An 11,891-nucleotide genomic window follows, 5' to 3' on the forward strand; every position below is an offset into this window, starting at 1 on the left:
AGCTGGGCAATGTTGCTGTCGAAGTTGTTGCGGGCGCTGTGGCTGACCGAGAGCAGCTTGAAGCGGTTCTCGCCTTCGGGATAGCGCTCATGCTGGCTCAGTGTGAATTGCGTTCCTGCACTGAGCTGGCGTGCCGCACCCGCGCCCTCAAAGCGCTTGTTCTGCATTTCCAAGGCCTGCAGCATCAACTGCGCATGGGTCGCGGCCGCCTCCTGGTCTGCAAAGTCCTGCTGGCCGGTGCCGTCGTAGACCGGCAGGGCAGGGACTTCACCGGCATCCAGGCTGGAGTTCTCTTCGGCCGACGGTGAAGAAATCTTCTCGGGATGCCAACTGGCCAGCGCCACTGCGTTGGAACGCACGCTGCGCACGGCGCTGAAGTCGGTGATGGCATCGCTGGCCTCAGTGGCGGCGATACGGTGAAAGCGGATGCGCGTATCGCCGCCGGGCAGATCAGGTGCCTTGGCCTCGCGGTCGAAGATGACCAGCTTGTGTCGCGCCTGTTGCTGGCCGGAGGCCTGGCCTTGCTCACCCTCCTGTTGATGCTCGAAGCGGAAGTTCAGGCCCTCGCTGGCCAGGATGCGGCGCAGGAAGGCGAAATCACTCTCGCGATATTGCGTGCAGATGTCGCGCTTGGACAGCGTCTGGGTGACATCCAGAGCGAAATTGGCTTGCGGGTATTCCTTCAGGACGGCGCTGGCGATGTCGGTGACGCTCATGTCCTGAAACAGGAAGCTGTCGCGGCGGCGGTCGAGGAAGGCGAGGAAGGATTCCAGCCGTAGCCGGTAGCGCGCCAGTCCGCCATCAGCACCCAGCCATGAAGCCTGCGTGCAGTAGCCATGCCAGGCGCGTCGGCTGCCGTCAGCCTGAAGCAGACTCAGGGTCAGCTCGGTGCCGATGAACTGCTTGAGATCGAGATCGGTGGAAACCGAAAGGGCATCGATGTCGAACTGGAAGTTGTCATTGACGCTCTCCTGGCCGTGGAAGCGCTCCACGACCAGGGATTCAGGCAGACCGGCTTCCTGCGCGCTGTCCAGCGTGATCAGGCGCGCGTGTTGCGACAGGCCGGGGCCGAAGAGCGAAGAGGGGAAGCCAGAAAGGAGTGTGGAAGGAAAGCGCGGTGCAACGGGCGCGCTGTGCTGCCTGCCGGGCGGTGCTGCATCTTGGGTCACGGGATAGCCTCATCTTGATGGTCCGCCATTCGCGCTGTGCCGCGAATGACCGTGTGTTGGTCTTCAACACCACGCTGGCATCAAGTTGTCCCCGTGCTACCCCCGTATCGACTGCTGCATGGCAGCGGCGCTCAGCAATAAGCCCGCTCATTTTTGTGCCGTGCATTTTGCCAATCCGGGCCTTCACCCTCCATCGAAAAAGTTCGTTAATTCATGACTGAAATATGGGTGAGAAAAATAAAGCTTCATGCCGCAGCATGGCGACATGAAGCTTCAACCAGATTTGCTCTTTACTGGAACGTGCTGGCCATCTTCGCCGGCAGCGGCACATTGAGCCATTTCTGCACGATGGCATTGAGTTCGCCGCTCTTCTTGGCCGCCGTCAGCACCTCGTTGACCTTGCCCAGCAAGGCCGTCTCTCCCTTGTTCAAGCCGACGTTGCAGGCCGATTCCTGGATGATGTACTTGAGCACCGGCTTGTTGTTGGGCGCCTTCTCCGCCAGGGCATAGGCGACGAAGTCGCCCGTACCCACCAACTGTACCTGGCCCGAGACATAGGCCGAAATCATGGCGTTGTTGTCCTCATAGCGCTTGATGGTGGCGCTCTTGGGGGCCGTATCGGTCAGTTGCAGATCCTGGAAAGTGCCGCGCGCCACCCCCACGGTCTTGCCGGCCAGATCGGCAGGCCCGCTGACTGCCACGCTCGCCACGCCAAACACGCTGTTGTTGTAGGGCGCATAGGGCTGGGAAAAATCGATCACCTTCTCACGCTCGGCATTCTTGCCCAGGGTGGAAATGACCAGATCGGCCTTGTGAGTCTGCAGATAGGCGATGCGGTTGGCGCTGGCCACCGGAACCAGTTGCACCTTGACGCCCATTTTCTGGGCGATCAGCTTGGCGACATCGATGTCCAGCCCCTGCAATTGCAGGTCCGTATTGACGGAACCGAAGGGCGCAAAGTCCTGCGGTACGCCGATGCGCACCACGCCGGCCTTCTGGATGTCGGCCAGTGCATCGGCCTGTGCCGGCGCGTTGGCCAGCACGCCCAGACCGAGTGCAATCGAAAGGGCCAGCAGGCGGTGTTTGGATGTCATTTTCTTGGTCTCCTCGTATGAATATCAGCGCGCCGATGATACCCCTATATTGCATGGGGGTTCAGTCCGGTAGCGGCAAGACACAATCCTCGGCCGCCAGGTAGATGCGCTGCCCCGGCAAGGCATCGACACGATAGCCGCCCGTGAACGCGCCAAACGCCGGGAGCATGGCCCAGCGCCCATCCACCACGAAGCAGGGCAGCCGCAAGCTGTCGCCCGCCGAGGACAGGCGATACACCGGATGCACATGGCCGACAATGGCAAACGCTCCGTCGACCGTCTGCGGATGATGGCAAAAGGCCAGCGGGCCGACCCGCCAGGGTTCATCTACCAGCTCCATGCCCAGTGCTTCAGGCGGATCCCCCGCATGATGGTCGTGATTGCCGCGCACCAGCGTGATCGTCAGTCCCGCGTTGCGGCCACGCCATTGCGCCAGCGCCGCGAGCGTTCCTGCAGCACGGCCCGCGCGAGCATGCAGGAAATCCCCAAGGAACACGATGTGACGCACCGCATGCTGCTGAACCAGCGCATCAATGGCCTCCAGGTTGGCACTTGTCGTGCCATGCGGTACCGGAATGCCGCCCGCCCGAAACGCCGCCGCCTTGCCGAAATGCACATCGGCCACGATCAGCATGCCGCGCTCGCGCCACAGCAGGGCGCGTTCCGGCAACATGGTCAGGATGGCGCCATCGCCGTCGAAGCTCGGGTATTGCATCATGCAGCAGTCCGGGGCTTGGCCTTGCGCCGTGCGGCGGGCAGGGGTTGTTCACGAGAGGCGGTCTTGTCGGCGGCACCTTCCAGCTCGCGCAGCATGCGTGCGACGCGGTCCGCCAGTTTCTCGGTCGAGAGTTTCTCGCGGAAGCGTTCCACCATCAGCGGCAGCGCAAACGGGGTAGGGCGCTCCAGTTGCACCAGCGTCATGGTGCGCGCCCGCAGCTCGGCGAGGGTGCTGCGCAGGCGCTCCAGTTCCAGCTCCTGTTCCAGTACCTCGCGCTGGGCCTGGGTGAGCAGCAGATTGCCGGCATCATGCTTGCGGAAGACCTCGAAGAACAGCGCCGACGACGCCTGCAACTGGCGCGCGCTCTTGTGCTGGCCCGGATAGCCCTGGCTGACCAGTCCGGCAATGCGGGCGATCTCGCGGAAGCGCCGTTGCGACAATTCCGTCGCGTTCAGGCTGGCGAGCACGTCCTCCAGCAAATGCTCTTCGCTGAAAAGGTCCTGCGCCTCTTGCGGGGCCAGACGGGCCATCTCCACCTGGTCCGCCGCCAGCAATTCGAAACCATAGTCGTTCACGGCAATGGAGAAGGTGGCGGCGCGCGTGCTGGCCAGTCGCCAGGCCAGCAGCGAGGCCAGCCCCATGTGGACCAGACGCCCGGCAAAGGGATAGAAGAACAGGTGATGCCCCTCGCGGCTTTTGAGGGCTTCCACCACCAGCCGCTCCCCCGTCGGGAGCGCCGACCAGGCATGCTGCAAGGCCAGCAGCGGCTGCACGGCTTGCATCTCGGGGCCGTCGAAGTGCTGTTGCTCGGCTTGTTGCAAACGATCCAGGACGGCATGCGCCAACGTCGATGACAAGGGCATGCGCCCGCCTTGCCAGCGAGGGACCGCGCCACTGCCGGCGGTGCTGCGACGGACCCAGGCCGTCATCTCATGCACCCGGACAAATTCCAGCACCCGCCCCCCGAAGAGAAAACGGTCACCCGGACGCAGGCGCGCGATGAAACCTTCTTCGATGGTGCCGATGCGTCCGCCCTTCATGTACTGCACATGCAGGCTGGCATCGGCCACGATGGTGCCGATGTTCATGCGATGCCGGCGCGCGATGGCGGGCACATCCACACGGTAGACGCCATCCTCGCCCTGGCGCACCCGGTGGTATTCGGGATAGGCGGTCAGGCTCTGGCCCCCGCGCACCACGAAATCCAGCGCCCACTGCCACTGGTCCTCGCGCAGATCGCGATAAGACCAGGCTTGCCGTACTTCGTCCAGCAGCGCATCGGCCTGGAAGCCGCCGCCCAGCGCGATGGTGACCAGATGCTGCACCAGCACGTCCAGTGGCGTTTCCGGTACCGGACGCTGTTCCACGCGGCCCGCTGCGACCGCATCCTGGGCCGCGATGGCTTCCACCAGTTCCAGGCTGTTGGTCGGCACCAGCGTGGCGCGCGAACTGCGACCCGGGGAGTGGCCGGAACGTCCGGCACGTTGCAGCAAGCGGGCCACGCCACGCGGACTGCCGATCTGCAATACCCGCTCTACCGGCGTGAAATCCACGCCCAGGTCCAGGCTGGAGGTGCAGACCACGGCCTTGAGCCGGCCATCGCGCAGGCCGTGCTCGACCCAGTCCCGCACTTCGCGGTCCAGCGAGCCATGGTGCAAGGCGATGATGCCAGCCCAGTCAGGCCGGGCGTCCAACAAATTCTGGTACCAAAGTTCAGCCTGGGACCGGGTATTGGTGAAGACCAGCGTACTGCCACTGGCCTCGATCTCCTGCACCACGGCCGGCAGCATCTGCATGCCCAGGTGGCCGGCCCAGGCGAAGCGTGCCGGTTGCGGCGGCAGAAGGGTGTCGATGACGATGCGCTTGCGCTGTTCGCCGCGTACCAGTACGCCTTGTTCGGCAGCTGCCGGACCCAGCAGGGCTTGCAGTGATTGCTCAAGATTGCCGAGCGTCGCCGACAGCCCCCAGACCACCATTCCTGGCCGCCAGCGCCGCAGTCGCGCCAGCGCCAATTGCACCTGCACGCCGCGCTTGTTGCCCATCAGCTCATGCCATTCATCGACGATGACGGCATCAAGCCTGGCAAAGCGCTGCCGGGCATCGGCTTGCGAAAGCAGAAGGGACAGGCTTTCAGGGGTGGTCACCAGCGCCTGCGGCAGGGATTTCATCTGGCGCGCACGTTCGCCGGAGGCGGTATCGCCGGTCCGCATGCCCGCCTGCCAGTGCGGCAGCAGATCGGCCAGCGGCGCTTGCAGGGCGCGCAGGGTGTCGGCCGCCAGGGCGCGCATCGGTGTAATCCACAAGACCCGCAAGCCAGGAGCGTTGGCGGGCAGGTCAGGCTGGCCGAGCCTCGGCTCGGCATGGAGCAGGGCTCCGAACCAGACGGCATAGGTCTTGCCCGACCCCGTGCCGGAATGCAGCAAGCCGCTTTGGCATCTGGCAGCGGCCTGCCAGACGGCGCGCTGGAAATCGAAGACTCCCCAGCCGCGCTGGCTGAACCATTGTTCTGCGCGTTTCAGTGCGGGCGCACGGGAGTTAGTCGTCTTGCGTGGCACGATGCAGTTCTTTCTGTTTTTCTTCAGGCAGCAGGCTGGCCGACGGCCCCAGCAGCGCCCGCAGGCTGGCCAGGGTATCGGCCTGCTCGATGGTCTTGTCCAGGCGCTGGCGCAGGATGCGCGGGAAGCGCACGGCGATGCCTGCCTTGTGGCGCGAGGACAGCGCAATCCCTTCAAAGCCGATCTCGAACACCATGCTCGGCTTGACGCTGCGGACGGGGCCGAATTTCTCGATGGTCGTCTTGCGGATGGCCTGGTCCACCACGGCAATTTCGGCATCGGTGAGGCCCGAATACGCCTTGGCGAAAGGTACGAGCTTGCGTTCGCCCTGGTCATCCGGTGCATCCCAGACCGCGAAGGTGTAATCGGTGTAGAGCGAGGCGCGTCGGCCATGGCCGGCCTGGGCGTAGATCAGCACGGCATCGATGGAATAGGGATCGACCTTCCACTTCCACCAGGTGCCGACATTGCGCGTGCGGCCGATGCCGTAATGGGCTTCCCGTTGCTTGAGCATCATTCCTTCCACGCCGCGTTCGCGCGAGGTGCTGCGCAATCGCGCCAGCGCCTCCCAGTCGCCCGAGGCGATTTGCGGTGCCAGCATCAGCGCCGGGCTTGTATGGGCCTGCACCAGCGCTTCAAGCCGGCTGCGGCGTTCGTGCTGGGGCAGGCTGCGCAGGTCTTGCCCATCCTGCTCCAGCAGGTCGTAGGCAATCAGACCGGCCGGCAGGTCCGCCAGCAGGCGGGCGGTGAGGTTCTTGCGGCCGATGCGTTTCTGCAGATCGGCGAAGGGGGCCACACGATCGGCCTGGGGGCCGGAATCGGGCAGGCGGATCACGATCTCGCCATCGATCACGGTGCCGTCCGGGAGGGCCAATACGGCCAGTTCGGGGAAGCGATCCGTGATCAATTCTTCACCGCGCGACCACAGCCAGTTGCTTCCCTGCCGCCGCACCAGCTGGGCGCGGATGCCGTCGTATTTCCATTCGACTTGCCAGTCCGAGAGCGGACCCAGGGTGTCCGGTGTCTCCAACAGTGGATGCGCCAAAAAGAAAGGATAGGGTTGGCCGCCCTGCAACTGCGCATCCTGGCCGTCCGCCGGCGCGATGAGCGTGGTGAAGCGGCGTGCATCCGGACGGGCGCGGCCATCTGTCCAGCCGACCATGCGTTGCGCCACCAGCTTGGGATCGAGTTGCGCGACGCTGGCCAGTGCACGCGTGACCAGCAGCCGCGACACGCCCACCCGGAAACCGCCGCCGATCAGCTTGGCGAGCAAGAAGCGTCCCTGCCAGTCCAGCTCATCCCAGGCAGCAAACAAGGCGGTGCTGATCACGGCAGGATCGGCCCCGCGCAAGGGCGCGATGCGCTCTTCCATCCAGCGCGCCAGCCCCAGGTCGCTCGACCCCTTGGGCGGCGGCAGGACGTGGGCGATGGTCTCGGCCAGGTCGCCGACGCTGTGATAGCACTCCTCGAACAGCCATTCATCGATCTGCGCGTATTCCATGGCGCATTGCTTGAGCAAGCCCGTCGGGACGGCCTGGCGCGGCTTGCCGCCTGCCAGGAAATACACCGCCCAGGCCGCATCGGCGGCATCGGCGCGGCCGAAGTAATCCTGCAGGGCCGCCAGCTTGCGAGTAGTGGAGGTGGTGGCATCCAGTTCGGCATACAGCCGTGAAAATTCACGCATGGCCACCTTCCTGCGCCGTCACGGCGGCGGCGGGGCCGGGGTTCTCGTCAATTTCTTCATCTCCGTATTCAGTCGCGAAGGCCCCGGCATCCAGTCCGTTCTGACGCAGCCAGCGCACCATGGTGGCGACTTGGCCGTGGGTGACGATGACGCGTTCAGCACCGGTGGCGTGGATGGCTTCGTGCAGGGCCGGCCAGTCCGCATGGTCGGAGAGGATGAACCCGCGATCCACGCCACGCCGGCGGCGCGTGCCGCGCAAGCGCATCCAGCCGCTGGCGAAGGCATCGCTGTAGTCGCCGAAGCGGCGTATCCAGGGCGACCCGGCCGCCGATGGCGGGGCAATCACCAGACTGCCCGCGTAGGCGGCCGCCTTGCCGCGCTTGCCGGCTTCCGCTTCGCCGACCGTCAGGGTCTCCGGCAGGGCGATCCCGGCCTCGCGGTAGAGGCGATTGAGCGGCTCTACCGCGCCATGGCAGACGATGGGGCCGATGCTGGCATCGATGCCGTGCAGGATGCGCTGCGCCTTGCCGAAGGAATAGCAGAACAAGACGCTGGCACGCCCCTCCGCGGCATTGCTGCGCCACCATTGGTTGATTTCCTCGAAAATTTCCCGCTGTGGTTGCCAGCGGTAGATCGGCATGCCGAATGTGGATTCGGTAATGAAGGCGTCGCAGCGTACCGGCTCGAAGGGGGCGCAGGTGCCATCCGCTTCCAGCTTGTAGTCACCGGAGGCTACCCAGATGCGGCCTTCATGTTCCATGCGCAGTTGCGCCGAGCCCAGCACGTGGCCGGCCGGGTGCAAAGACAGGCTCACGCCATTGTGGGTGATGGTTTCGCCATAGGGCAGGGGCTGCAGGTTGATCTCTGCGCCCAGCCGCGCACGCAAGATGCCGGCCCCCGGCGCTGCTGCCAGATAGTGGCCATGCCCTACGCGCGCGTGGTCGGCGTGGGCATGCGTAATCACCGCGCGCGCCACCGGTCGCCAGGGATCGATGTAGAAGTCGCCGGGCACGCAATAGAGGCCCTCCTTGCGTACCACGACCATGTCTTCCTTGCCTGCCATTGCTGATGTGTCCTCGCTCTGCCTTGTCGAAATCGTTGCGGCTCCGTTGTGCCGTGTCCGGCGGGCTTTGTCCATGCCTGCCGCGTCCTTGTCCCGGCTTTGCCGCGAGTTATATGAAGGTTCAGGCAAATTTGCCGCTACTTGTCACGCTCGGTCAGCTTAACGGCAAGCCGGTCGGGAAGCTGTCAGTGCCTGTCTTGCCTTTCTGTCAGCGGGAAGGTCGCACGCACGCATAAAACTTGATTTCAGTTTGCAATGATGCAACGCACAACGGCTATTATTTGGGTATGCTTGTCGTCAATTCCAATTGGCTTTGCGCCAAGCATCGAACTCAAAAGAATCACACCAATCCTCATGTCTCATTACGTCGATCCCAAGGTTTTCCGTGAACTGCAAGACTCCGAAGTCTTGCCTGCGCCTTCCGGCGTGCGTCTGAAGATCATGCAGATGTGCCAGCAGGAAGACATCGCGCTGCCGGATCTGGTGGCGCAGGTGCAGGGCGACCCTGTACTGGCCGGCCGCCTGATCCAGATTGCCAACATCCCCAACATCAACAAGGGGCGCATGGTTGCAGCCGTCAATGTCGAGCTGTTGCTGATGGTGGGCCTGCACGCGGTGCGCCAGATGGCGCTGGCCATATCGCTGACGGAATCGGCACGGCGCGGCGATTGCAAGGAATTCGATTACGACCTGTTCTGGAGCCGTTCCACGGCCATGGCCTGCGCCGGCCAGGCGTTGGGCGACCTGCTGCAGGTGGCTCCTCCGGCAGAAATGTTCACCATCGGCCTGCTGGCCGATATCGGCCGCCTGGGTCTGGCTTCGGCCCGTCCCAAGCGGTATGGCGAACTGCTGGCTAGCGGGGTGCAGGGCAGCAAGTTGCGCCAGGAAGAAAAGGCGCTGTTCGGATTCAATCACCTGGAGCTGGCCGCCGCGATGATGCAGGACTGGCATTTCCCCAAGCTCTTCTGTGAAACGGTGCTGTATCACCACGACGCTGACAATACCGGCATGGACGAGGAAGACCGCCAGCAGCGTCTGATTCGCTTGCTGGAACTGGCGGCCTGCGTGGCCGACGTCTGCGTGGCCGGCGATGCCGCACGGCCAGCTTTGCTGCCGCGCCTGCTGGCGCTGGGTGAGCGCTTCGAGCTGCCGCTCTCCAGCCTGGAGTACCTGTGCGGCCGCGTTTCATGGGACTGGAGTGACTGGGGTGCCTTGCTCAAGGTGCCGACCCGGGTGCTGCGCGAGATCGGGACCGAACTGGCTGCCGCCGCAGAAAAGCCGGAGTGACGGATCTGCAAGAATCGTCAGATTTAGTCATGAAAAATCGAAGTTTTTTGTTGCTGATTTGTCAGTCGCCGATGGTACTATCCCCCTCGCTCTGGAAGTGAAGCGCCTCTGTTGACCGTCAGGATCGCTGCGGGAACCGCCTGCAGCCGGCATTCCCCGTCATCATCAGACCCTGCCCGAACTTCGCTTCCAGCCGCATGCAAGGCTCGATGAACCCAGCCAGATTGATGTTCCTTCCGTAAAAGCCACGGCATTTACCGCAGCCACCAACGAGGACATATTCATCAATAAGGCCTTGCCTGCGCCTCTCCTGTCCGGAATGCCTGGCAAATTCCTTTGCTAATGTGTCCCGGCATGGCAGCGGCGCGATTTCCCTTCGGTTCGCTCCGACCACTTTGCTGTACCCGTCGCCTGCGGCGTGCTCCGTTACGTCCGTGGCAGGCACGGGTGTGTCAGTGTGGCCACGCGAATGCCGTACCGATCAAAACAAAGTACACAAAGTACAAGAAAGTGGGGTCTTTCATGAAAAACAACACCATCCGTCTGTCCTGCCTGACCGCACTGCTGCTGGCAGCCAGCCATCCCGCCTTCGCGGCCCATCCGCTGAACACCGACGATGCGGGCGTGCAGGGGGCCGGCGGCATCCAGCTCGAAATGAATACCGACTGGAGCAAGCAGAGTGGCGATGCCGGCCACGTCGGGGCATTTACGTTCACCTATGGTGTCACCGACAAGCTCGACCTGTTCTTCAACCTGCCACAGACCTTTCAGTCGCCTAACGGTACGGGGGTGGGCGATGTCTCTGTAGGAGCCAAATGGCGCTATTACGAGGCGGACGGCCTGGCCCTGGCGCTCAAGCCGGAATTGTTCATGCCCAGCGGCGAGGAAAGCAAGGGGCTGGGGAGCGGCCGCAACGGCATGGGCCTGACCGGCATCGCTTCCTACGAGACCGGCCCCTGGACCCTGCACGGCAACCTGGGCCTGCGCTACAGCCCGTACAAGCTGGAGACTGACCAGGAAACGAAGCGCAAGACCATCTGGCGCGCCTCGGTGGCGGTCTGGTATGGGCTGAACGAACAATGGCGTCTGGTGGCCGATACCGGCGTGGCACAGAATCAGGACGCGTCCAGCCGGAAATTGCCCTCGTATGCCCTGGTGGGGGCCATCTGGTCGCCCAACAAGACGGTGGACATCGATGCCGGCGCCAAATTCGGCCTGAACAAGGCCGAGGTGACGCGCCAGTTCGGTGTCGGGGTGACCTTGCACTTCTGACGAGGCAGGCAACGGCGCACAAAGCTTCATCTCTGTGCGCTGCAACATGCAATGCGCTGGAAAGCCGCGCCAAATCTGCTATCGTTGACCTTGGCGCTAGGCCACGACTAAGGAGACGACATATGGATCTGGTGGAAAAATTCGATGCCAAGGGCAAGACCGGCGCACCTTACCACGTAGAGGTGTATCAGACGCAACAGGACGAGGCCGATGAAGCGGCCCGGGCCTTCAGCCGCAGTTACAAGCTGGCTGATGGTCGCGCGCTGGATCCCCTGACCAACGAGAAATTCAGGATCGTCCAGACCGGGGAGAAAATCTACCGCGTCTGAGTCCACCCTGGACCCGCAAGCCGATCAAGCCGGCACCGCAAGGTGGCCGGCTTTTTCATGTCTCCAGCTACTGGCCGCAGCCTCGGCTCAGAATGCATCCCCCGGCACCCGCACCCAACCCTCCATCAACACCCGCGCGCTGCGGCTCATGATGGCCTTGGTGACGACCCACTGGCCGTCTTCCAGCTTCGCTTCCGCACCGACACGCAAGGTCCCGGACGGATGGCCGAAGCGTACGCTGGTGCGTTCACCGCCACCGGCAGCCAGGTTCACGAGCGTTCCGGGAATGGCGGCTGCCGTGCCGATGGCCACGGCAGCCGTGCCCATCATGGCGTGGTGCAGCTTGCCCATGGACATGGCACGCACCAGCACGTCGGTATCCTGTACCGTAACGGTCTTGCCGCTCGAAGAGACATATTCCTTGGGCGGCGCAACAAACGCGACCTTGGGCGTGTGCTGCCGGGTCGCGGCTTCTTCCACCTTGCTGATCAATCCCATGCGGATCGCTCCATGGGCGCGGATGGTCTCGAAGCGCGCCAGCGCGGCGGGATCGCTGTTGATCGCGTCCTGCAGTTCGGTGCCGGTATAGCCGATCTCGTCGGCATTGAGGAAGATGGTCGGGATGCCCGCATTGATCATGGTGGCCTGGAAACTGCCGACGCCGGGCACTTCCAGTGTATCGACCACGTTTCCGGTGGGGAACATGGCAGCGCCGGCGCC

Annotated in this window: 10 protein-coding genes; 3 read left to right on the forward strand and 7 right to left on the reverse strand. The window is 63.8% G+C overall.

What is annotated here, in order from left to right; all coding sequences use genetic code 11:
* The 6 genes from B3873_RS19415 to B3873_RS19440 all read right to left on the reverse strand — a co-directional run.
* On the reverse strand, nucleotides 1-1,169 hold a 1,169-nt coding region (locus B3873_RS19415; RefSeq protein ID WP_286868352.1), incomplete at its 3' end, for a type VI secretion system Vgr family protein.
* 290 nt (nucleotides 1,170-1,459) lie between these two features.
* A complete protein-coding gene (locus B3873_RS19420) occupies nucleotides 1,460-2,263 on the reverse strand; it encodes a transporter substrate-binding domain-containing protein (protein WP_039788146.1) in 804 nt (267 codons plus the stop codon).
* A 61-nt stretch (nucleotides 2,264-2,324) separates the two neighbouring features.
* Nucleotides 2,325-2,981 carry a ligase-associated DNA damage response endonuclease PdeM gene (pdeM, locus tag B3873_RS19425; protein ID WP_286868354.1) on the reverse strand — a complete coding sequence of 219 codons (657 nt, stop codon included), beginning with the start codon at nucleotides 2,979-2,981 and terminating at the stop codon, nucleotides 2,325-2,327.
* Nucleotides 2,978-5,536, reverse strand: coding sequence for a ligase-associated DNA damage response DEXH box helicase (locus B3873_RS19430; RefSeq protein ID WP_286868356.1), 2,559 nt, complete (start codon nucleotides 5,534-5,536; stop codon nucleotides 2,978-2,980). Before B3873_RS19430 ends, pdeM begins: the two co-directional genes overlap by 4 nt.
* A complete protein-coding gene (locus B3873_RS19435) occupies nucleotides 5,517-7,220 on the reverse strand; it encodes an ATP-dependent DNA ligase (RefSeq protein ID WP_286868358.1) in 1,704 nt (567 codons plus the stop codon). The genes B3873_RS19430 and B3873_RS19435 overlap by 20 nt, the downstream gene beginning before the upstream one ends.
* Nucleotides 7,213-8,283, reverse strand: a complete 1,071-nt coding sequence (locus tag B3873_RS19440) for a ligase-associated DNA damage response exonuclease (protein ID WP_286868360.1) — start codon at nucleotides 8,281-8,283, stop codon at nucleotides 7,213-7,215. Before B3873_RS19440 ends, B3873_RS19435 begins: the two co-directional genes overlap by 8 nt.
* Nucleotides 8,284-8,637: 354 nt before the next feature.
* Between B3873_RS19440 and B3873_RS19445 the strand changes: the two genes are divergently transcribed.
* The 3 genes from B3873_RS19445 (at nucleotide 8,638) to B3873_RS19455 (ending at nucleotide 11,171) form a co-directional block, all read left to right on the forward strand.
* Nucleotides 8,638-9,570: an HDOD domain-containing protein gene (locus B3873_RS19445; protein WP_286868362.1), complete on the forward strand. Its 933-nt coding sequence runs from the start codon at nucleotides 8,638-8,640 to the stop codon at nucleotides 9,568-9,570.
* A gap of 522 nt (nucleotides 9,571-10,092) precedes the next feature.
* Nucleotides 10,093-10,842: a transporter gene (locus B3873_RS19450; RefSeq protein WP_286868365.1), complete on the forward strand. Its 750-nt coding sequence runs from the start codon at nucleotides 10,093-10,095 to the stop codon at nucleotides 10,840-10,842.
* 122 nt (nucleotides 10,843-10,964) lie between these two features.
* Nucleotides 10,965-11,171 carry a hypothetical protein gene (locus B3873_RS19455; RefSeq protein WP_039788137.1) on the forward strand — a complete coding sequence of 69 codons (207 nt, stop codon included), beginning with the start codon at nucleotides 10,965-10,967 and terminating at the stop codon, nucleotides 11,169-11,171.
* Nucleotides 11,172-11,258: 87 nt separating this feature from the next.
* Here the strand turns inward: B3873_RS19455 and B3873_RS19460 are convergent.
* Nucleotides 11,259-11,891, reverse strand: a 633-nt coding sequence (locus B3873_RS19460) for a PrpF domain-containing protein (protein WP_286868368.1), incomplete at its 5' end; no start/stop codon positions are given.

This window comes from Herbaspirillum sp. UBA812, assembly GCF_002296545.1.
Taxonomy (GTDB): domain Bacteria; phylum Pseudomonadota; class Gammaproteobacteria; order Burkholderiales; family Burkholderiaceae_D; genus Herbaspirillum; species Herbaspirillum huttiense.

Coding starts and splice junctions, on each gene's coding strand:
- pdeM (WP_286868354.1), bottom strand. CDS start 2,981: ATGATGCAATACCCGAGCTTCGACGGCGATGGCGCCATCCTGACCATG.
- B3873_RS19445 (WP_286868362.1), top strand. CDS start 8,638: ATGTCTCATTACGTCGATCCCAAGGTTTTCCGTGAACTGCAAGACTCC.
- B3873_RS19420 (WP_039788146.1), bottom strand. CDS start 2,263: ATGACATCCAAACACCGCCTGCTGGCCCTTTCGATTGCACTCGGTCTG.
- B3873_RS19450 (WP_286868365.1), top strand. CDS start 10,093: ATGAAAAACAACACCATCCGTCTGTCCTGCCTGACCGCACTGCTGCTG.
- B3873_RS19435 (WP_286868358.1), bottom strand. CDS start 7,220: ATGCGTGAATTTTCACGGCTGTATGCCGAACTGGATGCCACCACCTCC.
- B3873_RS19440 (WP_286868360.1), bottom strand. CDS start 8,283: ATGGCAGGCAAGGAAGACATGGTCGTGGTACGCAAGGAGGGCCTCTAT.
- B3873_RS19455 (WP_039788137.1), top strand. CDS start 10,965: ATGGATCTGGTGGAAAAATTCGATGCCAAGGGCAAGACCGGCGCACCT.